19 protein-coding genes are annotated in these 22347 nt (G+C 42.3%); 14 read left to right on the top strand and 5 right to left on the bottom strand.

Annotation, left to right across the window (positions count from 1 at the left end):
* The first annotated feature begins 77 nt into the window (after window positions 1-77).
* The 11 genes from B9T34_RS05340 to B9T34_RS05290 all read left to right on the top strand — a co-directional run bounded on the left by B9T34_RS05340 (window position 78) and on the right by B9T34_RS05290 (window position 12472).
* The gene (locus tag B9T34_RS05340) at window positions 78-1793 is read left to right on the top strand and encodes an AAA family ATPase (RefSeq protein WP_086212136.1); all 1716 of its coding nucleotides are present in this window, start codon (window positions 78-80) and stop codon (window positions 1791-1793) included.
* A 104-nt stretch (window positions 1794-1897) separates the two neighbouring features.
* Window positions 1898-2884, top strand: a complete 987-nt coding sequence (locus B9T34_RS05335) for an ion transporter (RefSeq protein ID WP_086212135.1) — start codon at window positions 1898-1900, stop codon at window positions 2882-2884.
* Window positions 2885-3054: 170 nt separating this feature from the next.
* A complete protein-coding gene (locus tag B9T34_RS05330) occupies window positions 3055-3975 on the top strand; it encodes a LysR family transcriptional regulator (RefSeq protein WP_086212134.1) in 921 nt (306 codons plus the stop codon).
* A 150-nt stretch (window positions 3976-4125) separates the two neighbouring features.
* Window positions 4126-5133 carry a sensor domain-containing diguanylate cyclase gene (locus tag B9T34_RS05325; RefSeq protein ID WP_086212133.1) on the top strand — a complete coding sequence of 336 codons (1008 nt, stop codon included), beginning with the start codon at window positions 4126-4128 and terminating at the stop codon, window positions 5131-5133.
* A 307-nt stretch (window positions 5134-5440) separates the two neighbouring features.
* Window positions 5441-5854, top strand: a complete 414-nt coding sequence (locus B9T34_RS05320) for a RidA family protein (RefSeq protein WP_086212132.1) — start codon at window positions 5441-5443, stop codon at window positions 5852-5854.
* Between the two features lie 20 nt (window positions 5855-5874).
* Entirely contained in the window at window positions 5875-6546 is a 672-nt protein-coding gene (locus B9T34_RS05315) for a DUF1028 domain-containing protein (protein ID WP_086212131.1), read from the top strand.
* A gap of 33 nt (window positions 6547-6579) precedes the next feature.
* The gene (locus B9T34_RS05310; protein WP_086212130.1) at window positions 6580-7557 is read left to right on the top strand and encodes a LysR family transcriptional regulator; all 978 of its coding nucleotides are present in this window, start codon (window positions 6580-6582) and stop codon (window positions 7555-7557) included.
* A 10-nt stretch (window positions 7558-7567) separates the two neighbouring features.
* Window positions 7568-8695, top strand: a complete 1128-nt coding sequence (argE, locus tag B9T34_RS05305) for an acetylornithine deacetylase (RefSeq protein ID WP_086212129.1) — start codon at window positions 7568-7570, stop codon at window positions 8693-8695.
* Between the two features lie 237 nt (window positions 8696-8932).
* Complete coding sequence (locus B9T34_RS19165) at window positions 8933-10441, top strand: amino acid ABC transporter permease/ATP-binding protein (protein ID WP_086212128.1); 1509 nt, start codon at window positions 8933-8935, stop codon at window positions 10439-10441.
* A 196-nt stretch (window positions 10442-10637) separates the two neighbouring features.
* The gene (locus B9T34_RS05295) at window positions 10638-11483 is read left to right on the top strand and encodes a transporter substrate-binding domain-containing protein (RefSeq protein WP_086212127.1); all 846 of its coding nucleotides are present in this window, start codon (window positions 10638-10640) and stop codon (window positions 11481-11483) included.
* Between the two features lie 119 nt (window positions 11484-11602).
* Window positions 11603-12472: a phytanoyl-CoA dioxygenase family protein gene (locus tag B9T34_RS05290; RefSeq protein WP_086212126.1), complete on the top strand. Its 870-nt coding sequence runs from the start codon at window positions 11603-11605 to the stop codon at window positions 12470-12472.
* Between the two features lie 400 nt (window positions 12473-12872).
* On the opposite strand, the gene B9T34_RS05285 is transcribed toward B9T34_RS05290, so the two are convergent.
* Complete coding sequence (locus tag B9T34_RS05285; RefSeq protein WP_086212125.1) at window positions 12873-13598, bottom strand: class II aldolase and adducin N-terminal domain-containing protein; 726 nt, start codon at window positions 13596-13598, stop codon at window positions 12873-12875.
* A 160-nt stretch (window positions 13599-13758) separates the two neighbouring features.
* On the opposite strand from B9T34_RS05285, the gene B9T34_RS05280 reads away from it, so the two are divergent.
* Window positions 13759-14637 carry an ABC transporter substrate-binding protein gene (locus tag B9T34_RS05280; protein WP_228147406.1) on the top strand — a complete coding sequence of 293 codons (879 nt, stop codon included), beginning with the start codon at window positions 13759-13761 and terminating at the stop codon, window positions 14635-14637.
* A 45-nt stretch (window positions 14638-14682) separates the two neighbouring features.
* Window positions 14683-15855: a hypothetical protein gene (locus tag B9T34_RS05275; RefSeq protein WP_171265128.1), complete on the top strand. Its 1173-nt coding sequence runs from the start codon at window positions 14683-14685 to the stop codon at window positions 15853-15855.
* A 544-nt stretch (window positions 15856-16399) separates the two neighbouring features.
* On the opposite strand, the gene B9T34_RS05270 is transcribed toward B9T34_RS05275, so the two are convergent.
* Together B9T34_RS05270 and B9T34_RS05265 are read right to left on the bottom strand one after the other, a co-directional pair.
* Window positions 16400-17392: a TauD/TfdA family dioxygenase gene (locus B9T34_RS05270; protein ID WP_086212123.1), complete on the bottom strand. Its 993-nt coding sequence runs from the start codon at window positions 17390-17392 to the stop codon at window positions 16400-16402.
* A 228-nt stretch (window positions 17393-17620) separates the two neighbouring features.
* Window positions 17621-18895, bottom strand: a complete 1275-nt coding sequence (locus tag B9T34_RS05265; protein WP_086212122.1) for a flavin-containing monooxygenase — start codon at window positions 18893-18895, stop codon at window positions 17621-17623.
* Window positions 18896-19247: 352 nt separating this feature from the next.
* Between B9T34_RS05265 and B9T34_RS05260 the strand changes: the two genes are divergently transcribed.
* Window positions 19248-20372, top strand: coding sequence for an S-(hydroxymethyl)glutathione dehydrogenase/class III alcohol dehydrogenase (locus B9T34_RS05260; RefSeq protein ID WP_086212121.1), 1125 nt, complete (start codon window positions 19248-19250; stop codon window positions 20370-20372).
* Window positions 20373-20712: 340 nt separating this feature from the next.
* Here the strand turns inward: B9T34_RS05260 and B9T34_RS05255 are convergent, their stop codons facing one another.
* The gene (locus tag B9T34_RS05255) at window positions 20713-21504 is read right to left on the bottom strand and encodes a phytanoyl-CoA dioxygenase family protein (protein ID WP_086212120.1); all 792 of its coding nucleotides are present in this window, start codon (window positions 21502-21504) and stop codon (window positions 20713-20715) included.
* A 396-nt stretch (window positions 21505-21900) separates the two neighbouring features.
* Window positions 21901-22317: a MarR family winged helix-turn-helix transcriptional regulator gene (locus B9T34_RS05250; RefSeq protein ID WP_086212433.1), complete on the bottom strand. Its 417-nt coding sequence runs from the start codon at window positions 22315-22317 to the stop codon at window positions 21901-21903.
* Window positions 22318-22347: the final 30 nt, after the last annotated feature.

The following is a 22347-nucleotide window of genomic DNA, read 5'->3' as shown; positions in this document are numbered from 1 at the left end:
TTGCAAATTCAGTTCTGCGCTTAACTTTTTTGCCAAAACTCGTTAGGCTATAGCCGTTCTTTCACGGTCTAGGTCTTATGAAACAGGAAACTGCACTCAAGTTATTAAAAGCGGGCGAAAATGTCTTTCTGACAGGTTCAGCCGGTGCAGGGAAAACGTATACGCTGAATCAGTACATCAACTATTTAAAAGCGCGTAAGGTCACAGTTGCCATAACGGCATCTACAGGCATCGCCGCAACGCATATGAATGGCATGACTATTCATACTTGGGCGGGCATTGGCATAAAAGATGCGATTTCAGAAGACGAACTGAAACGCATGAAAGAACGCAAATACCTGAAAGAACATTTAGAAAATGCCCAAGTATTAATTATTGATGAAATTTCAATGCTGCATGCCAAACAGCTGAATTTGGTCAATAAAGTTCTAAAATACTTTAAAGAAAGTGAAGAAGCTTTTGGCGGGGTGCAAGTAATTGCTGCTGGTGACTTTTTCCAGCTGCCGCCTGTAGGTAAAAAAGAAGAAAGCAACCGCGATAAATTCTGCTTTATGTCCGAAGCATGGGTCGAGGCAAAGTTCCGTGTCTGCTATTTGACAGAACAGCACCGTCAGGGCAATGACTATTTAAATGATATTTTGAATGCCATCCGTTCGCAGCGCATTACGCAAGATCATTTGCATGCATTGAATCAAACGCGTAATCAAGATATTGGTGAAACATTTACCCGTTTGTATACGCACAATATGGATGTCGACAGCATCAACTTCAAACATTTAAATGAAATTGATCAGGTCTCACGCCAATTTGATGCGCAATGCGACGGCAATGACAAGCTGATTGAGACTTTAAAATCGTCTGTACGCGCGCCTGAAAATTTAACCTTGAAAAAAAATGCCAAAGTTATGTTTGTAAAAAACAACTTTGATTTGGGGTATATCAACGGCAGTTTAGGTGAAGTGATTGCTTTTGAAGAAGATGAAGAATATGGTGTGCTTCCGAAAGTGAAACTGACTGACGGGACGACTTTAATTGTCGAGCCGGAAACATGGTCTGTAGATAATGATGACGGCAAGACCATTGCCAGCTTTCAGCAAATTCCACTGCGTTTGGCATGGGCCATTACCATACATAAATCACAAGGCATGACCTTGGAAGCCGCAGAAATCAATCTTGCGCATACCTTTGAAAAGGGGCAGGGCTATGTTGCGCTGTCACGTTTAAAAAGCTTGGGGGGATTGCGCTTATTGGGTATCAATGATCAAGCGCTGGAGCTGGATAGTTTAGCCATTAAAGCGGATCGTCGTTTTCAAGAACTGTCTTCAGAAGCAGAATTGCATTTTGAAGCAGCAGATTTTACGGCACAGCATAAAGCGTTCATCCGACACTGCGGCGGTACGCTCAATGAATACGAAATTGAGCGTAACGAGAAAAAACTGGCGAAATCAGGCGGCAAGCAAAACTATGCTTCTGCCACTTTAGATGAAACGAAAGCGTTGTTTGAAGAAGGTTATGATATTCAGGATATTGCCACCGAGCGCGGTTTAACGCCTGCAACGATTATTAATCACTTGGGCCGCCTGCAAAAAGAGCAAGGCTTAGATATTTCGGTGGCGAATCCTGGTGAAGAAGCGGTTGAGCAAGTGCGTAAAATTTATAAGCGCCTGACCAAACGCAGTGATGCAGAGCATTTTAATGATGATGGCACGATTAAACTGCGCCCAATTGTAGAGCTGACCAGCCCGCGCATGGGCTATGACCAAGTCCGTTTGGCTTTGTTATTTGTTGAATAATTTTTTGCGCATTACCGTTCTCATATATTACTGAAACGTCTTGATTTAATTTTATGATGCATCAGTTAAACTGGTGCATTATTTTTGCTTAAAATTTGACTGCTATGGCATTTACGGCTTGGTATACGCTGCGCAAGTTTGTCTACAATAATTTACATAATGATGAGTATGAAACGGCCTTTAGCCGAGCGCTCAATTACTTCCTCATTCTCTTAATTTTAGGCAATGCCGCTGCGGTCCTATTGGAATCCGTGAATGATATTTATCAGTCTTACCGTGTATTCTTTGACGGCTTTGAGCATATTTCCATTGCCATCTTCAGCGCGGAATATCTGCTGCGGCTTTGGTCTATTGCGGAAAATGAGCCTTTTGAATCGGGCTGGAAAAATCGGCTGAAATGGGTCAAAAGCGGCGGCGCACTGATTGATCTGCTGGCGATTTTACCTGCTTATATTAATTTCTGGGTGCCAATCGATCTGCGCTTCTTGCGTATTCTGCGTCTTCTGAGACTTTTAAAACTCACGCGCTATTTTGTCTCGCTGCAAATTCTGCTGCGGGTGATCGAACGGGAAAAAGGCGCGTTCCAAGCGGTTATATTTATTCTCAGCATTATGATTGTGATGGCGGCGGCTTGCATTTATGTGGTGGAAAGTAAAGCACAGCCGCAGGTTTTTACCTCTATTCCAGCGTCAATGTGGTGGGCTGTAGTCACGCTGACTACAGTGGGTTATGGCGATGTCACGCCTATTACACCATTAGGCCGCTTTCTTGGCGCACTGATTACTATTTTAGGGGTCGGACTGGCAGCGCTGCCAGCAGGTATTCTAGCCAATGGCTTGGCCAATGAACTGGAGCAGCGCAAGCAGTTTTTAGAACTGAAGTTTAGAGAATTGCTGCATCATTCAGAAATAGATTTGATAATTGATCAAGAGAAAATAGAAGAAATCCGTAAAGACATTGGACTAACCAAGGAGCAGACGCAGGATATTTTACTGCAGCTGATGCGTGAGCAGCGTGAAGAAGCTTTAAAACAGGAAAGGGAACAATATGAATATTGCCCGCACTGCGGTAAGAAACTCCCTGAGCTGTAAGGCCGTAGGTTTGCATTGCTGTGGCTTGTTTGAATTTTCAGCACTTAAATATTGTTGAATAAAACTATCTTAAAATATGTTAAGATGAATTACATTCATTAATTGCGGTGCTAAATAGGATGCTTTGTTCTTTCTGATTTAGCCATATTGCAGTGCGGAAAGTTGCTATTATGTTGGAATTACGTCATTTAAAAACCTTAACTGCGCTCAGAGAACACGGTTCTTTGGTCGCTGCGGCCAATGATTTATGTTTAACACCGTCTGCAATTTCCCATCAGCTCAAAGAGTTGGACCATTGGTATGGGGTGGAAGTTGTTAACCGCAGAACGCGCCCTGTGACTTTTTCAAATGTTGGGCAGCGACTACTCAAACTGGCTGATGATGTTTTGCCGCAAGTGCAAATTACCCAGTCAGATATTACCCGTATTGTGCATGGTCAAACGGGACGGATTACTTTTTCTTCTGAATGTCATAGCTGTTTTGACTGGCTGATGCCGCTGCTGAATGTTTACCGCCAGCAGTATCCAGATGTAGATTTAGACTTTGCTTCTGGTTTTGAAGCCAATCCGCATGAGCTGCTGCAAAATGCAGAATTCGACTTATTAATCACAGCAGATCCTATAGCGCTAAAAGGAATTGAGTACTTTCCAATTTTTGAGTATGAATCACGATTGGTGCTGTCACATACACATCCGCTGGTGCGTGCTGAAAACATTACTGTTCAAGATCTGGCCAATGAAACTTTAATTACTTATCCAGTTGATAAGCACCGTTTGGACATTATGGCGAAGCTGTTTATTCCAGAAAATATTCAGCCAAAAAATATTCGAACAACGGATCTCACCCAAATGCTGATCCAGTTAGTGGCCAGCGGGCGCGGTATTGCGGCGTTGCCAGATTGGGTAGTCAACGAATATGAGCAGAAAGGCTGGGTCACTTCACGCCGTTTAAACTGTGTTTCACCCAATGGTTTGCGCCGTACGCTCTATGCTGGATTTAGAACCGAAGAGAAAGAAAAAAGCTATTTTGAAGGTTTCTTAAAGCAGCTAGAAAAGTTTTCACAAAAACGCGCGACGTATTATTCAGCATAATTATGCCGAATCAGCATGGCTGATTTTGTGGGCTGCATCACAGATGTGGTCTTTATTTTTTGACAGAGTTATCAAATTATTGATTTTTAGCCTATACATGATAAAAAAAAATTTTTAAAATTAAATAAATATCCGTTTTAAGAGCCATTCATGCCTAAGTCCAAGCAGCCGACGCCAAAGCAGTTAATGTCTGTTATTCAAACTCAAACAGCCATTGCGAAATTGGGTTTGGATTTAAATGCCGTGATGACTTTAGTGGCGGAACAGGCCCAAGCTTTAACCCATGCCAAAGGTTCAGTCGTGGAATTGGCTGAAGAGGGTGAAATGGTCTATCGAGCGGTTTCCGGCGGTGCAGGCCATTTGCTGGGCCTGCGTCTGCATCAGAAAAATAGCTTATCTGGCTTATGTATTGATGAAAATAAAACCTTATATTGCAAAGATTCCGAAAATGATCCTCGCGTAGACCGTGAAGCATGCAGAAAAGTGGGTTTACGATCTATGGCTGTGGTACCGCTGGTACATTGCGGTGAAGCAATTGGGGTTTTAAAAATCTATTCTGAACGTGAAGATGCATTTAAAGAAGGTGACTTACAGCTGCTGGGCTTAATGTCGGAACTGATTGCCGCTGCGATGTATCATGCCACCAAATATGGCGCGCAAGAGCTGTATAAACTGGCGACTCAGGATAATTTAACTGGACTGGCTAACCGCGCCTTATTTTTAGACTGTTTGCGTCAAGGTTTGGAAAGCGCCAAAAAGAATAAAAAAGTCATGGGCATATTGATGATTGATATGGATGGTCTTAAACCAATTAACGACCAATACGGACATCGGGCGGGGGATGCAGCGCTTCGGGAAATCGGTCAGCGCATTGCCAGCCATACCCGCAATGAAGATCTAGTTGCACGTTTGGGCGGAGATGAGTTTGCGGTTATTTTAACGAATATTGCAGATTTGGATCTCGCCACCAAAGCCATGAATCGGATTGCAGAAACCTGCGGCCTGCCTTTTGTGTTTGAAAATCTCAGTTTAAAAATTGGCGCAAGTATTGGCTTGGCGGTTTATCCTGAAGATGCAGAGTCGATAGACCAGTTAATGGAAACAGCAGATATCAAAATGTATGACAATAAGCGTCAGCGTAAAATGGCAGAAATTTAAATAGAGTAAGCCGAGCACCTTAGTCATATTTATAAATATTCAGAATTTTGGCTGGGTGCTGAAGAGTAAAATAAGATCATATGAACTGATTGGATCTTGTTTTTTCATTTTTTAGATTTTCATTCTTTTTTACTGTACAAAAGCCGCATGATGCATTTTTTTAAGCATCAGATACTACCTAAAAATTTCTAGCCTTCGGTAATTATTTTTAATAAGGAAAAATTGAATTACTGCCAAGGAAAAGGGAAATTGCCTTAATAAGTGATTGATTCATACTGAGACTGTACCGAAAAAAGGAACAGTTAAAATGAAACATACACGCATTCGAACTTTCAACACAAAAAAAACTTATCCAGAGCAAAATCTTGATAATGACTTATGCCAAGCCGTTGTTGCGCGAGGCAGTACGGTTTTTCTGCGCGGTCAAATTGGCCAAAATTTAGATACTTCTGAAAATGTATGCATTGGTGATGCTGCAGGGCAAGCCGAACAAGCCATGTATAACATTGATATGCTGCTAAAAGAAGCGGGTGGTGAACTGGAAGACATCTGCAAAATCACCATTTACATTATTGACCCGCGCTACCGTGAAGACGTTTACCGTGTTGTAGGCAAATGGCTTAAAGGTGTATTCCCCGTTTCTACAGGCATTGTTGTGTCAGCGCTGGCGCGTCCTGAATGGCTGGTAGAAATTGATGCTACTGCTGTCATTCCAGACTAAAGCCAAGGGAGTTATTGCCTATGACGTTTTCAATTATTGCCCGCTGTAAAAAGACCGGACAATTCGGAGGGGCGATCAGCTCCTCTTCTCCTGCGGTGGCTGCGCGCTGCCTGCAGGCCAAAGCTGGGGTGGGTGTTGCGACCTCGCAAAACATCACAGATCCATACTTGGCAAACATTTTGCTTGATATGGTTAAGTATGATCTTGCACCAGAAGAAGCCATTTCTGAATTAGTGAAAAATACCGATTTTATCGAGTATCGGCAGCTATCTGTGGTGAATTCGGATGAGCCTCCTGCTGTATTTAGTGGCAAAAATACATTGGGTGTTCATTCTGAGTGCGTTGGAGAGCACGCTGTTGGTGCGGGAAATCTTCTGGCAAATGAGGACGTTCCTGCAAAAATGGTTGAAGCTTTCCACTCCAGTGAAGGCGCATTAGCCGAACGGTTACTTATTGCGCTGCAGGCGGGTTTGGATGCAGGCGGTGAGGTTGGAGAAGTTCATTCTGCGGGTGTTTTAGTGGTTGATAAACTTGAATGGCCGATTATTAATTTACGTATCGACTGGTCAGAAACACCGATACAAGACTTATTTCAACTTTGGAAAATATATGAACCGCAGGTTGAGGATTATGTTGTCAGGGCGCTAGATCCTTCTGGATCACCAAGTTATGGTGTGCCGGGCGATGAATAATCTGCATGACTGCGGATAAAATAAGGAATCGCGTTGTTAAATCGTATCTCTTTGCGGCAAATGCAATATTTTGTCGCTACAGCAGAAAGCGGCAGTATTATTATTGCATCTGAGAAAATTCACGTTTCTTCTCCTTCAATATCTGCGGCTATTGCGCATATAGAATCAGAACTGCAGGTGCAGCTGTTTATTCGGCAGCATGCAAAAGGACTGATTCTGACTAATATTGGCGATAAAGTGATGCAGGAATGCAAATTCATTTTAAGCCAAGCCAGCAGTTTATATTCTTTGGCGGCGGACTTTTCAGGATCAATCCGCGGGCCTTTGAAACTTGGCTGCTTCACCGCATTTTCACCAATGATTTATGCGGAAATCATCCACGGTTTTACGCATTTATATAAAAATGTCACGCTGGATTTAATTGAGGAAGATCAGCAGGTCTTACTGCATAAATTAATCCGCAATGAGCTGGATGTGGTGTTGACCTATGATTTAAACATTGATCATGATTTGGTGAACTTTGAACCGCTCGCGGTACTGCCGCCGCATGTGTTGGTCAGTGAGGCGCATCCGTTGGCAAAAAATGTTGCGGTAACACTTGAAGAGCTGGCAGAGCTGCCGATGGTGCTGCTGGATATGCCGTATAGCAATGATTATTTTATTTCCTTATTTCGCAATCACAAACTGAGTCCGCAAGTGGCGCATTCATCAAGACATGTAGATGTTGTGCGTTCGATGGTGGCCAATAATTTGGGATACACCATTTTAAATGTGCGGCCAAAAAATAATTTTTCATTGGATGGAAAACGTTTGGTACGCATCCGTATAGCTGGTGAGCACCGCCCAATGAAAATAGGTTTGGCGACGGCTAAAAATGCGGTGCTGAATACGGTATCGCAAGCTTTTATCAGCCGATGCCGCGCATTTTTATCTAATCAATATATTCCGGGCATGGGTGATGCGCATTTTTTTGATCCGCATGTGAAAATTAAAACTCCAGCTGAGGCCTGAAAATCCAGTGATGAAAAGCAGTGAACTTTTAACGCAGCTGATCGCGTTTGATACGACATCTTATAAAAGCAATTTAGATTTAATCCTGCATGTGAAAGCGCTGCTGGATCAGCACAAAATTGACACGCTTCTGAATTTTAATGCTGAGAAAAACAAAGCCAACTTATTGGCGACGGTTGGACCTAAAGATCAGCCGGGAATTATGCTGTCGGGACATTCTGATGTTGTGCCTGTAGAAGGCCAGCAATGGGACAGTCCAGCTTTTGAGGCTCAATTCAAAGACGGTAAAATCTATGGACGCGGCACAGCAGATATGAAAGGATTTTTGGCCTGCGCCATTATGACTATGCTGGATGCATCTAAGCAGATGCTCAAACGGCCGCTGCATTTATGCATCTCTTATGATGAGGAGATCGGCTGTATTGGTGTGCGCGGCATATTGGATCAGCTGGCTGCAACAATTAAGCCGCCAATGCTGTGTGTGATTGGTGAACCGACCATGATGCAGCTGGCTTTGGCGCATAAGGGTAAAACTGTATTTCGTGCGCATTGCTGCGGCGAAGAAGGGCATTCTGCTTTGGCGCCTAATTATGTGAATGCCATCCATGTTGCCAGCAGTTTGGTGGAATCTATTCAAAGGGTTCAGCAAGATCTGCAAAGGGGTGGGCATCAGGATTTGGGTTATGATATTCCTTATACCACAGTGCATGTCGGAAAAATTGCGGGCGGCACTGCGCTGAATATTGTGCCGAACTCATGTGCGGTGGATTATGAAATCCGCCATTTGGCAGAAGACAGCAGTGTGGATATTCAGAATCAGATCTTAAATCAAATTACAGCGCATTTCCGAGATCAGATTGGTGTCGAAGAAGTCAATCAATATCCAGGGCTGAAAACGTCTCCCACTATCGATGCAGTCAAATTTATGCAGGAACTGCTGCCGACAGATACTACTGTAAGCAACATTTCATATGGTACGGAAGGCGGCCTGTTTCAAAATGCATTGCACTGTCCTGTGGTGGTATGCGGACCGGGGGATATTGCTGTGGCGCATCGGCCGAATGAATATGTGGATGTCTCGCAAATACAATTATGTGAGATCTTTTTAGATAAACTTTTACAGAGTATTAAATGCTGATTATTTTATATTAATTTAGTATTTAAAATTAAATCAACATTTATGTTGAAGCGCAATATTATTTCATGTATATATTTATGTGAAGTATTTGTTTTAAATATAAGGCCAATTTTTAATTGGCCTTTTTTATTGCTTTAATTTTTCCATATTAATACCTCAATTTTTCAAAATTACATCTTTAAATAAAATTCGATATAACAAGATTAATAGAACAGAATGATGTAAGCGGGGTCTGGTATGGATTTTAATTGGGATTACACCTTAAATTTATTTTTAAATAAAAACTTTTGGCAAGCGACTTGGACCGTGATTGAATTGAGTGTCATTGTTTGGGTCTTAGGCATCGTATTAGGCTTTGTCTTGGCTTTTGGCAAGCAATCCAAACTCAAAGCGCTGGCTTGGTCAAGTGATATCTATATTTGGTTTTTCCGAAGCCTGCCGCTATTGGTACTGTTGGTTTTTGTGTATAACTTGCCGCAAATTTTCCCAGCGTCTAGCGTGGTGCTGGCATCGCCATTCATTGCGGGATTACTGGCAATGACCTTGAGTGAAGCAGCCTATATTGCGGAAATTCACCGCGGCGGCTTAACGTCTATTCACAAAGGGCAAATTGAGGCAGGTAAAGCGCTTGGCATGAAACCTACCGGTATTCAGCGTCTGATTGTTATTCCGCAGGCATTTCGAGTAGCTTTGCCAGCGCTGGGCAATGAATACGTATCCATTGTTAAACTCACTTCTTTGGTTTCAGTTATTTCTCTAACAGAAATCCTGTTGGTCGGTCAGCGCCTATATACGCAAAACTTTTTGGTGATGGAAACCATGCTGGCAGTGGCATTTTATTATGTGCTGATTGTGACAGTGTTTGGCTGGCTGATTGGCTGGTTTGAACGCCGCATTGATATTGCAAACCGTAAACCAGGCATGCTCAGTGAATCAGATCCTCTGCTGCAGCTACCAAATGCATCAATACGGGCGCGTAAAGAAATTCAATCAGAACGTCACGGCGAGTATGCGCTGGAAGCGATGAATATTCATAAAGCCTATGGGCAGCATGAAGTGTTGAAAGGCATCGATCTGAAAGTACATTGGGGCGAGGTGATTTCAATCATCGGGCCATCAGGTTCAGGCAAGACCACATTAATCCGCACCTTGAATGGTTTAGAGGCGCTGAATCAAGGCACGGTTAATTTATTGGGTCAGCCGTTTTTAAAAGATCAAACAATCACTGAAGATTCGCCTGAATATAAACAGCAAATTGTGCATGTTGGGATGGTGTTCCAAAGTTTTAACCTCTTTCCGCATAAAACGATTTTAGAAAATGTCATGCTGGCGCCGCTGTATCACAAAATGGGCACTGTGCTGGACAACAAGGTAACAGCCCTAGCGATGCTGGAAAAAGTTGGCATGAAGCTGCATGCCAATAAGTATCCGCATCAGCTTTCAGGCGGTCAGCAGCAGCGTGTAGCTATTGCGCGGGCACTGGCAATGCAGCCATCCATTATTTTGTTTGATGAGCCAACGTCTGCTTTAGACCCAGAGTTAGTGAATGAGGTTCTGAAAGTCATTGAAGAGCTGGCGCAGGAAGGTTTGACCATGATTATTGTGACGCATGAAATGCGCTTTGCATTTAAAGTTTCAGACCGCGTGGTGTTTATGGAAAATGGTCATGTGGTATTAAATGATACACCTGAAGTTTTGTTGCAATCTGAAAATGAACGTTTCCAAAAATTCATATCTAAAGAGTAAGTAATTTAAATATATTTAATTTTTAGTTTGTTGCTATTTAAATATTTTAAGCAGTCGATTTGACTGCTTTTTTTATAGCTGATTTTTATAATTCAATTTTTATGAAGGGGTAAATAAAAAAATCCTAATCGGATTGTATAAAAAATGCCGTTATATTGAATTGAACACAAAATCTAATATAGCGTTGGGGTAGAGAATGAAAAACAAAACATTATTCGCAGTAAGCGCATTAGCTGGCGCATTATTATTCAGCGGCTGCGCGAAAAAGGCAGACACCGCATCAGAAGCTTCTGCAGCAGCAACAGAAAAGCGTTTGGTGACAGTGGGTTCGGACTTAACTTTTCCACCATATGAATATATGAAAGATGGTGTGCCTAGCGGGGTTAGCGTTGAAATTATGGAAAAAATTGCTGAAGTGGACGGCAGCTATAAAGCAGACTGGATTGATACCCGCTGGGCCAATTTAATCCCTGGTTTAAAAGGTGAAAAGTACGACATTCTGTTCTCATCCATGTACATCACCAAAGAGCGTCTTGAACAAATTGACATGATTCCGTATTACAAAACGGACATTTCACTTCTGGTGCGCAGCGATTCAGATTTGGCGCCTAAAGGCCCGAGTGATTTGTGCGGCAAAGTTGTCGGCGCGATGAAAGGAACAGCATTTTCAACACAAGTATTTGAAATTTCAGAAAAGCGCTGTGTAGCGCAAGGTAAAAAGGCCATTACTGTTCGCGAATTTGAAACTTCACCGCAAACGACTCAGGCTTTGCTTGCGCATGCGGTAGATATTCAATATGACGATGCGGCAGTGATGAAAGCGGCTGAAAGCAATCTGCCGGGTAAAGTGAAAATTACCTCAACTGAGCAATTCTTCCCAACAGTGGGCGGTATTGGTATCCGCAAAGGCGATACCGCAACTTATAAGCTGGTAGAAGAAGGTTTAAGCCGAATTAAAGCTTCTGGTGAATACGGAAAAATTCTGACTGCTTATGGCCTGAAAGAACCGACAGCAGAAGACATTGCTGCTGTAATGAAATAAGCAGCAAATGAATGAAAAGGTGCCTCAATTCAAGCTTAGAATAGATGCACCTTTTATATATGAATGATCCAGTCGCAGCGTTGACTGACAGATTGATGCACAAGATAGAGAGGACAAAAATGTTAAAAGCGGAACAAATTGAACAATTTCATCGTGATGGTTATTTAGTGGTTGAAAATGTGCTGGATGCAGAAGAACTGCAAGGTCTGCGCGGTCAGCTGGAGATCTGGGTTGATGAAAGCCGAGCGTTTACAGAAGCCTATGGCGAAACCATTGATGGGCGTTCACGATTTGATGTCGACCCGGCAGACCACAGTGCGGATCATCCTGCACTGCGCCGTGTCAGTTCTCCAACTGAGATTTCAGAAGCTTATTTCAAAACTGCAATGCAGTCTAAAATGGCAGAAATGGCGGGTCAGCTGATCGGCGGTTCAGGTACACGCTTCCATCACAGTAAAGTGAATGCCAAGCTGCCGCATACAGCAACTACAGTGAAATGGCATCAAGATTTTCCATTTACACCGCATACCAATGACGACATGATTACTTCACTGCTCATGGTCGGTGAAGTGACGCAAGACAATGGCCCGCTGCAGGTGATTCCGGGCAGCCATAAAGGTGAGCTGTATAACCATTGGCAAGACGGGCGGTTTACTGGAAAAGTAGAAGATGCAGTTGAAGCGCAAGAGTGTCAAAAGTATGTTTCTTGCATAGGCCCAGCGGGTTCGGTATGCTTTATGCATACACGTTTGCTGCATGCTTCTGGCGCGAACAATACTGAATTGCCGCGTTACTTATTTATTACAGTTTATGCGGCTGAAGACGCTGTTGCATTATCGGACAATCCATTGCCAAGCCAGCATCAAGGCCAATTGGTGTATGGCACAGAAAGCGGTCAAATCCGCATGTCACCAAATGCGTTGAGAATGCCACAAAAACCAAAAGGCGCATCTTTCTTTGTACAGCAAGCGGGTTTAGAAATGGCTTAATTGGCTCTGCCTCATGTCGAGTGCATAGCAAATACATAAAAAAGAGCTTCTTCGGAAGCTCTTTTTAATTGAATTGAGTAGTGAATGTTTAAACTATTATTTAATAGATTTTTTGCAAAATTCAAAAAATGTTCAGAATTAGATATCAACAGAATCATATAAAGTCATTCACTCGCACCATATATGGCTTAGGTAGAATGTTAGTGTGAATGAATTTTATAAAAATCCTCTCCTGAACCCTTTCCTTTAAAAAGGAGAGGGAGCATTCATTATGAAATGATTGGTTGTAAATATTTGATTTATAATTAATTATAATACTTTGTATTTAATGTTTGGTTTAGATATTCTTAAAAAGTACAAAGTGAGCAGGAGCGGGTGAATGCTCCTGCACTGATTTTTGTTAATCCATAAAACTTGGATCTTCAGCCATTAAGATGCTTTTCATTTCCTCAAAATGCGCCATGCTGAAATCTTCAATTTTTTCCCAATCCTGCGCAGTTTTTTCTGCTACGGCATCATCCAAAATATTGAGTGTTTGTCCAGTAGAATAGGCTGTCAGCAAGATTTGGCTAGAACGCTCAAAAGTGTACATATCATCAAAAGCCACACCAATATCATGTGAGCCAATCAATACGCCATGGTTGCACATCATCAGGCGGCTCTTATCTTGCAGCAGCTGTGCTAAACGCTGTCCTTCGGCTATTTGATCAGCCATGCCGCTGTAATGATGGTCATAAGCGACGCGGTTAAAATAGCGAGCGCTGTTTTGCTCTACAGGCAGCAGAGTTGGATTTTTGAGGCAAGAGAGCGCCGTCGCATAGATAGGATGCAAATGCATGATCACGCGGATATCAGGGCGCAGTTTATGGATTTGTCCATGAATCGCCCAAGCCGTAGAGTCAATATGTCCTTTTTCGAAACTGTTCGGATCATCTGCATGCACCAAGATTAAGTCGCGGGCTTTGATCTTTGAAAAATGCACCCATTTGGGGTTGAGTAAAAAAGCTTTTCCATCTTCCGACACCGCTGCACTAAAGTGATTAGCGACCGCCTCATGCATGCCTAATTTGGCACATAAGCGTAAGGCCGCAGCCAAATCAATACGGATTTGCTGTTCTGTTTTCATGGGCTAACTCTCATAGAAATATCAGAAAATTCTATGGTGCTTTAGGCGGTTTCTTGCATCGCATTTTTTGGAGTATTGACTAGGATTTTCCAAATTACATTCATAAAAATTCTCACGTATAACAAATATAAAGCTCATAAAAGCCACGGAGAATTTGTCCATGAAATCTATTCTAAGTACGCAATCTCGTTTAAGCATGAAACCGCTTGCAGCGATCCTTTTGACCGTTTTGGGATTGACTGCCTGCAGCCAAAGTTCAGAACCTAAAACAGAAACTGCGCAAAGCAATGCTTCTGATGCCTCTGCCAAGGTCTATCAAATCGGCAGTGATATGACATTTCCGCCATTTGAATATATAGAAAATGACAAACCTGCAGGTTTTGATATTGATATTGCAAATCAAATTTTTGCGCACTCAGGTGCAAAAGTTAATTTTGTGGATAGCCGTTTCTCTAACTTAATTACAGGACTAGAGGCTAAGAAATTTGATCTAGTGATGTCTGCCTTATACATCACCAAAGAGCGCTTAGACAAAGTGGATATGGTGCCGTATTACATGACCACAGAGGCCTTAATTGCGCTAACAGACTCAGACTACAAACCCAAAACACGTGATGATTTATGCGGTAAAACCATTGCTTCACAAAAGGGCTCAATGTTCCCTAAGCAGCTGCATGAAATGTCTGAACAGAGCTGTGTAGCAAAGGGTAAAGCTCCAATTACTGTGCGTGAGTTTGATACATCTCCAGAGTCAGTTCAGGCTCTTCTGGCAAAAGCTGTAGATGCACACTATGACGATGCCAGTGTGGCAAAAAGCACAGTTGAAAAATTAAAAGGCCGTATTGTCATTACTTCTACAGAACCATTCTTCCCAGTCCTAGGTGGCATTGCAATTCCTAAAGGCGATAAAGAAATGCTGAACAAAGTCACAGCTGGTTTAGATGCCATGAAGAAATCTGGCGAATACGACAAGCTGATTGCGAAATACAACTTGCAAGCGCCGACGGATGAAGAAATTCAAAAATACATGCCGAAATAACACCTTACAACATTATTCACTTCTGTTTTAAATGAGAGCATTTTTATGCAAAAAAAAGCTTTAAATTCGGGTATTGCACTGATTCTTCTAGGGTGCATGGGGACACCTGTTTATGCCGCAGATTTAAAAATTGGCGATGCAAAAACAGATTTAGGCGAACTTTCCGTTTCTGGTTTTGTTCGTGCGAAATATCAAGATAAAAGCTGGTCTGATAATGATCATAAACTCAGCTTTGATGCGGCTAAAGTCAATCTGGACTATAAGTCGCCAAAAGTCTTTGGACATATAGAATACCGCTGCTATCAATTTGATAAGCTTTGTGATTTCTCAACCCTAGTTGATGCTTACGCAGGCTACAATTTTAATGAAAATCACTTGATTCAAGCGGGTTTACAGCCTGTGCCTTTTGGGCCTGGACGCTTTTGGGAGAGCAACTATTATGGCGGGATTATCACCCAAATAGGCTTGGAAGATGTGCATAATCTCGGCCTGAAGTATCAAGGTAAATTTGATACAGGCACCAAAGTTGAACTGGCGTATTTTACAGGTGATGGCGGCAAATACAGCGGCCCGTATGCGGATGATGCAAGCCGATACACCACAAACTTTGTGAAACCTGAAGACCCATCTCTTACGCATCTAGATGAGCAAAACATGTTCATTACCCGTGTGCAGCAAGATTTGAGCGGGCTGCCTGAAGGCATGAGTTCAACGCTTGGCGCATCTTACTGGTATTCAGATATCGAAAACAAAACCAATGGTCAAACGGGTGACCGCAAGGCGTGGTCCGTATTTGGCAATATGGCCTATAACGATCTGACTTTTGGGCTGACTGTTGGCAAAAATGATGTTGACAATAAAGATCCAATGACCCCTGAATCATCATTAATGGGTTCGTTTGATGATAACTTTATGGTGGCCAATGAAGGCATGTTCTACACCGCAGATGTCAGCTATACCTTCAAAAATGTCGGCAAGTTTGATGCAGTGACGCCATATGCCATGTACAGCAGCTACGATAAATCTCAAGATGGCTTTAATCGATCTTCACGCAACTTAGTCGGCGTGGCGGCATATTACAAAGACTTATCTTTTGTCGCAGAATATATCGTGGGTAAAAATGACTTTTTGATTGGCGGCCCATCTGATTCTTATGCTGCTGGCAGTGATAAAGATTCGCATGAACTGATCAATCTGCAGGTTTATTACAACTTCTAATATTTTAGTTAGTTGAATTGTTTTTTAAGCGCCGCATAACTGGTTTTATGCGGTGTTTTATTTGTTATTGAAACTTTATTTAGCCGTCAGCGAAAAGGGCCTAGAGAACTTCTTTTTTACTGAGCTAGTTATATTGCAGAAGCTTAGCTTTTAGTGAGTTTTATCTGGAAAATAGCAGCAACTTCCTTCTAAAAATAATACTTAAGATAGCCCCAGAATTGGATATTTTCCACTATGAATTAAAACTGCAGATCATGATTTGTTTGAGTCTATTGATGTTCAATTATTTGCTCTTTGATGGGTATTAGATATGAACTTTGGGATGATTCAAGCTATTTATAATGATCTCGACCCAACAGCATCCGCATTTGAATCAATAGAAGCACAGTAAAATTTATTGCTCTGGACGCAGTATTAAGAATCTTGATTCTGTTTGCTGATCAAAATTATATTGAAAAAATTTACTTGATATAAACAATTTAAAAAGTGAAATTACCGACATTAAAAAAAAGAGGCATTTAGCCTCTTTAATATCATTCTTTTATTAAGCTGCTTGACCTAAGCCTTTCGGAATGCCATTGCGGCCAGGGAAGTCTTTTGCCAGTTTGCGCGCATTCGGCATTTTCAGCCAGAGACGAAGCAGTTTGCGGCGCTGAGCCAGATCATCATAATCTTCAAAGGCATTGCGTGAGTGCATGACACAGTAATTATTGCAAAACTGAATGTCGCCCGGTTCCAGCATCATATCCAATTTTAAATCGGGGTCATGGCTGATCTCATCAAACAAATTTAAAGCATCAAGCTGTACTTGTGACATCGGCACATTGCGGCGCTCATGACCCAATTCAATATAGGCGCGCAAGTAGCGGCAGGCGAGTTTGCCTTCATGGTAGCTGAAAATCGGGCTGAGTGATGGATCGACTTCACCTAGATGGTCGTACCATGCAATATGGTAATAATAACTTAAATATTCAGGGTGTTTTTCTAAGATGCGGTTATAAACACTGGCAGAACTCACCAAGCTGCTGAGGCCGCCTTGTTTGGCTTTACGGATGGATAATAACCCAACAACATCAGACAAATCAGCATGATATGGCAAATAGCTGTTGGTTTCGTATACGCGGGTCATTTTCTGCGTTTTATCGCCAATATTTTCAACATAGCCAATCAAATCACCGCGGGCATTTTGGGTCACTGGTTCGCCTAAATATAATCCCAGCGCATAATACAAATTACTCATTTGCGTTTCTGTATATTTGGCTGCATCTATGCCGCGCAGCACAATAAAACCATAGCCATTTTCCAATTCATCGGCAATTTGGGCTAATTCTTGAAGCGCAGTTGGGCAGCTTATCGATATATCAGCCTGACTGAATTCAGGTGCTGTCAGCTGATTATGTTCAAGCTGCTTTAAGCAGCCATCTAATGCCTCCAGCAAATGAGCAGACATGTGATAAATCCAATCGGTTTGTTGTGCGATATCTTTACCTATCCATGCGCATTTATCGGTAATTGGAGTTTTTAAAATTGTGTTCATACATCAGCCTCTTGCAATGATTGAGTTTCGTCACAGGAATGAATCAAGCGGTAATCCAGCTGGTTTCAAAACTGCTGTTCAAAGTGGGTTAAAGCAAATGGGGGTTAAACTCAGTGAAATACAGAATAAAAACAAAGAAAGCCGCTGTTTTAAGGGCTGCATAGTTGATTTAAAAACACATTTAAGCCTCCGAAGAAACTTAAATGTGCAGGTGGGGGAGCAAGGGAACTATGCAGAATCTTTTAGCGGGCTTTTGGGTGCTTCATACAAGTGATATTTACGCTGAATATCGATGTGTTCTGCGATATGTTTTGCATCGTGCCAAACACCCCAAATAAAGCTAGAACCGCGGCCTGTTAAGTACGGCAAGCCAAGGAAATACACACCGCGCTCAGGGGAAATGCCTTGCTTATGTTTAGGGCGCTGCTGTTCATCAAAGGCATTCACTTGCAGCCAGCTGAAATCATAGCTAAAGCCTGAAGCCCAAATGACTGAAGTAATATTTGCTTCATTCATATCCAATTCTAAGATTGGCTGAGTTACGCAGTCTGGGTCTGGAAGTACATGGCGCAGTTCAGGTTCTGCAGGCAGATCTAGCCCATTGTTCAGTACATAGGCATCGGCATCATCTAAAAATTGCATCAGGACTTCATCACCAATGTCTAAATTGGTTTTTAAATCATCTGCAAATTTAATATTTTGCTGATCAAAAGACTGCGTCATGCCAACCAAAGTCACGCCTTGATTTGCTAAAGCACGGAAATCAATATTGATGCCACCATGCGCGCCGCTGACTGCCAGTCCGCGCAGCGGGCCATTGTCTGTACGCATGTAGTCCCAGCCGCCTAATACGCCAAGCCACCATACATTGTCACGGCCGCGGTAATTGCGCGGCGGACGCTCATGCTGGCCAACAGACAGATAAACCTTCTTGCCTGTGCGGTTAATTTCATCGGCAATTTGCACGCCAGATGAACCAGAGCCAATCACCAATACTGCGCCGTCTGGCAGCTGCTCAGGGTTTTTATACTGATCTGAATGAATTTGGTAAAAGTCGGAATTTTGCGGCGCTACAGCAGGAATAACTGCTTTTTGGAACGCACCAGTCGCAGAAACAATACGCTGTGTTTGAATGGTTCCTTCAGAGGTTTCGACACTGAAACCTGATTTTTTAACATTTTTATACGCTTTTTGAACGGATACGCCAGTGTGAATGGGCATTTTAAATTTGGCAGCATACTGTTCAAAGTAATCTGCAACTTTGTCATGATGGACAAAGGCATCTGGGTCGGCGTCAAAGGCCATATTGGGAAAACAGTCATGCCAGCAAGGACCATTGGCAACCAGTGAATCCCAGCGGCGAGTACGCCAAGCTTCTGCAATGCGGTTTTTTTCTAAAACAACATGGGAAATCCCCAAAGCAGACAAATGTTCACTCATTGCAACACCAGCCTGACCAGCACCGACCACAACTGTATCGACATTTAAATGATCTAATTTCATGTTTTAGTTCCTCCATGCGCATGACAGAAAGCGTATTCATGCGGTATGTGTTAATTCATTCTCAAAGTGGCTGAATTGCCAAAAATGAAATTTATGTTTTGATGAATTGAATATATGGAGAGAGTTGCATTTGCGAAAATCATATAAGCAGAACAAATGCATCAAAAAAACCGAATTGCTTAGCTGGCTTGATGTTCATATAAAAGTGAGACGAATTTTAATTTCAAAAAATTGCTATTTTCTGCATACACAGCTGTGAGTTTTGATGAAGACTAAGCTGTACTTTGATGCAGTGCAGCAGATTTTTTGAAGATGCAATGAACCGCTTTTAATCAATGATGAAGGACATAAAATGAAATCACGCGCAGCTGTTGCCTTTGCTCCGGGCGAGCCTTTAAAAATTATTGAACTGGATGTAGAACCGCCTAAAGCAGGAGAAGTGCTGGTTAAAATTACCCATACAGGCGTTTGCCATACCGATGCATTTACGCTTTCTGGTTCAGATCCTGAAGGGGTGTTTCCAGCTGTTTTAGGGCATGAAGGTGCAGGCATTGTGGTGCAAGTGGGAGAGGGTGTAACTAGTGTGCAGCCGGGCGATCATGTGATTCCACTGTATACTGCAGAATGCGGCGAGTGCTTATTTTGCAAATCTGGCAAAACCAATTTGTGTGTAGCGGTGCGCGCAACGCAAGGCAAGGGCCTCATGCCAGATGGCACCACGCGCTTTTCTTATAATGGTCAGCCTATTTACCACTACATGGGCTGTTCGACCTTTTCCGAATATACCGTGGTGGCTGAAGTTTCATTGGCAAAAATCAGTCCAGAGGCTAACCCGCAGCATGTTTGCCTGCTGGGGTGCGGTGTGACTACAGGTATTGGCGCCGTACATAACACAGCAAAAGTTCAAGAGGGTGACACCGTTGCGGTATTTGGACTTGGCGGTATTGGTTTAGCCGTAGTACAGGGTGCGCGACAAGCCAAAGCAGGCCGTATTATTGTGGTTGATACCAACCCAGAGAAATTCAAATTGGCCAAAGAATTTGGCGCTACAGATTGCTTAAACCCGAAAGATCATGCAGACCCGATTCAGCAAGTGATTGTAGAAATGACGGGCTGGGGTGTTGATCATTCTTTCGAATGTATTGGCAATACACAAGTGATGCGTTCTGCGCTGGAATCTTCACACCGCGGCTGGGGACAGTCAGTGATTATTGGTGTCGCAGGGGCTGGTCAAGAAATTTCGACACGTCCATTTCAGTTGGTTACTGGCCGTTCATGGAAAGGAACAGCTTTTGGTGGCGTAAAGGGCCGCACTCAGCTGCCAAAAATGGTGGAAGATGCGATGAAAGGCGACATCCAGTTAGAACCTTTTGTTACCCATACTATGGGGCTGGATGAGATCAATCATGCTTTTGATTTAATGCATGAGGGTAAATCTATTCGTACAGTTATTCATTTTACTGAACCGTCGATTTAAAGCTCAAGCAAGCTATTTATAAAACATTCATCGTTCCAAATCTAGCTCTGCTGATGCAGGGCTTTTTTAGGTTCAATTTAAATGACTGTAATACAATGTGGAGAATTTTTGGAAATTAAATATCTAAAATAAATAAACTAACTTTTATAAAGTATACTGGGTGTTTGAGATAAGTTTATCAGATGGCCCAGCTATTTGAGCTGTAAATTAAAAAACAAATCAGATGTACTAAACCCAATAAGATTTAAGTTGCGACTATTGAAGTAAAGTCACACAGAAAAAAAAGCCAATGTATAAATGGGTAAACATTGGCAAAAAAGAAAGGGTTTAAAAATGAGGTTTAAGCAATTATCGGAAATTCATCTTCAGGCAATGGATCTCCAGTTGCTAATTTTCCTGCCAAATGTGGATACTGTGGTGATGTTTTTCCACCTCGGTTAATGTACACCGCGTCATCGCCTAACCAGCGGAAAGACACTGCACGGCGTGAATGTTCGTTGGATAAATTGCCCGGAGCGCCATGAATGGTTAAATAGTCAAAGGCAATTGCATCACCTGGCTGCAAATCCCAGCCCAAAATATTGTAATCTTCACGGTGCTGATCAATATCTGGCAAAATTTCTTCTTTAGCGCCAGTATGATCGTAGTATTCGCCATTAAAGCTTTGCGCTTTAAAATGCTTGCCCCATAGATGAGAACCTGCAATAAATTCAATCGCAGATTCTCTAGAGACTGGATCTAGTGGCACCCATAAGCTGAGCGTTTGCTTAGCATCAACGGGATAATAAGGCGCGTCATGATGCCATGGTGTCACTTTTGATGAACCGGGACCTTTGACCAGAACATGTTCATGAAACATGCGAGCCTGTGCAGATTGCATTAATGTTTTGGCAATTTCAGCAGCAGGGCTTTGTTTAATAAATTGCTCAAATGCTGGGTTATTTTGCCAGTTGCAATAGTCTGCCCAAAAGCGTCCTTTAGATTCATTTGGCGTATAGTCTCGGAACCATTGCCCCGGATTTTTCTCATTGGTTTGAATGCCGTCTTGCAGTACATCAATCCAATCTTTAAAAAAGCCGCGTAATACAACGGCGCCATCACGTTTAAATAACTTCTGTTCTTCGGACAACATGATATTTACCCCAGTGTGTAAATGAAGAGTTGTAGCTCAGTGTTGGTGTCATTTGCATCAAAAAATTGATGATGCAAAAACTATAAAAAGAACAGCAGATTTTAGAAATGCGTGCTTTATAAAGCACTAATTTGGTTTTTTTAAAGCAATGAGAATGGTGAATTTAAATAGCAATTAATAGCGTTAGGGTTGATGCAAAAGTAATAGTAATACCAATCAAAAATATCCCCGTGAGCTAAGAATCTGTGTGATTAAGTATCCATTCACCTAAGCACGCGCAGTGTAGAGGAAGCATGGGCTATTTCACTATCAATACTTTAAAGTTTGTCAGCTTTAACCGGTCTGCATCAAAACCTATTTGCATCCCAAAACAAGAAGAATAGTGAAATTTCAGGATTACAGATCTTCTGGCCAGTCCAATTCTAAAATTCGGCGCAGCTCTTTCACATTACTTTCGCCAATGATTTTAGCTAAATCTGCTTCCGCTTGATGGATTTCTGCTAGAGCGACAGCAGACATTTTTTCACCATCTGCTGAAAATTTAACCAGCTTGATGCGTTTGTCTTCAGGGCTGTCAATCACTTCTAAAAAGTTTGCATTAATACCTTCGGTGACTAACTGATGCACAGCTTGACGCGAAATTTTCAGACGGCGTGCAAGTTCAGACATGGGTACGGGTGCCGAGCCTAGGTAACTGTAAAGCCTTGCCATAGATGGGGTTATATAACCATAACCATTTTTTTCTGCGTTTTTCATTAGACGGTCTTCGACCCATTCCAGACGTGTGCGCAGCAGAGTTCTTAGAGATTTCACAAATAATTCAAAACAAAAAATATCTTCCAA

Source organism: Acinetobacter sp. ANC 3813, assembly GCF_002135435.1.
Taxonomy (GTDB): domain Bacteria; phylum Pseudomonadota; class Gammaproteobacteria; order Pseudomonadales; family Moraxellaceae; genus Acinetobacter.
Note: the sequence above shows the minus strand (reverse complement) of the source record. Positions and strands in the feature narration are given on the sequence as shown.

Coding starts and splice junctions, on each gene's coding strand:
- B9T34_RS05255 (WP_086212120.1), bottom strand. CDS start 21,504: ATGTTGTCCGAAGAACAGAAGTTATTTAAACGTGATGGCGCCGTTGTA.
- B9T34_RS05330 (WP_086212134.1), top strand. CDS start 3,055: ATGTTGGAATTACGTCATTTAAAAACCTTAACTGCGCTCAGAGAACAC.
- B9T34_RS05290 (WP_086212126.1), top strand. CDS start 11,603: ATGTTAAAAGCGGAACAAATTGAACAATTTCATCGTGATGGTTATTTA.
- B9T34_RS05325 (WP_086212133.1), top strand. CDS start 4,126: ATGCCTAAGTCCAAGCAGCCGACGCCAAAGCAGTTAATGTCTGTTATT.
- B9T34_RS05335 (WP_086212135.1), top strand. CDS start 1,898: ATGGCATTTACGGCTTGGTATACGCTGCGCAAGTTTGTCTACAATAAT.
- argE (WP_086212129.1), top strand. CDS start 7,568: ATGAAAAGCAGTGAACTTTTAACGCAGCTGATCGCGTTTGATACGACA.
- B9T34_RS05285 (WP_086212125.1), bottom strand. CDS start 13,598: ATGAAAACAGAACAGCAAATCCGTATTGATTTGGCTGCGGCCTTACGC.
- B9T34_RS05275 (WP_171265128.1), top strand. CDS start 14,683: ATGCAAAAAAAAGCTTTAAATTCGGGTATTGCACTGATTCTTCTAGGG.
- B9T34_RS05295 (WP_086212127.1), top strand. CDS start 10,638: ATGAAAAACAAAACATTATTCGCAGTAAGCGCATTAGCTGGCGCATTA.
- B9T34_RS05260 (WP_086212121.1), top strand. CDS start 19,248: ATGAAATCACGCGCAGCTGTTGCCTTTGCTCCGGGCGAGCCTTTAAAA.
- B9T34_RS05265 (WP_086212122.1), bottom strand. CDS start 18,895: ATGAAATTAGATCATTTAAATGTCGATACAGTTGTGGTCGGTGCTGGT.
- B9T34_RS05320 (WP_086212132.1), top strand. CDS start 5,441: ATGAAACATACACGCATTCGAACTTTCAACACAAAAAAAACTTATCCA.
- B9T34_RS19165 (WP_086212128.1), top strand. CDS start 8,933: ATGGATTTTAATTGGGATTACACCTTAAATTTATTTTTAAATAAAAAC.
- B9T34_RS05280 (WP_228147406.1), top strand. CDS start 13,759: ATGAAATCTATTCTAAGTACGCAATCTCGTTTAAGCATGAAACCGCTT.
- B9T34_RS05340 (WP_086212136.1), top strand. CDS start 78: ATGAAACAGGAAACTGCACTCAAGTTATTAAAAGCGGGCGAAAATGTC.
- B9T34_RS05315 (WP_086212131.1), top strand. CDS start 5,875: ATGACGTTTTCAATTATTGCCCGCTGTAAAAAGACCGGACAATTCGGA.
- B9T34_RS05270 (WP_086212123.1), bottom strand. CDS start 17,392: ATGAACACAATTTTAAAAACTCCAATTACCGATAAATGCGCATGGATA.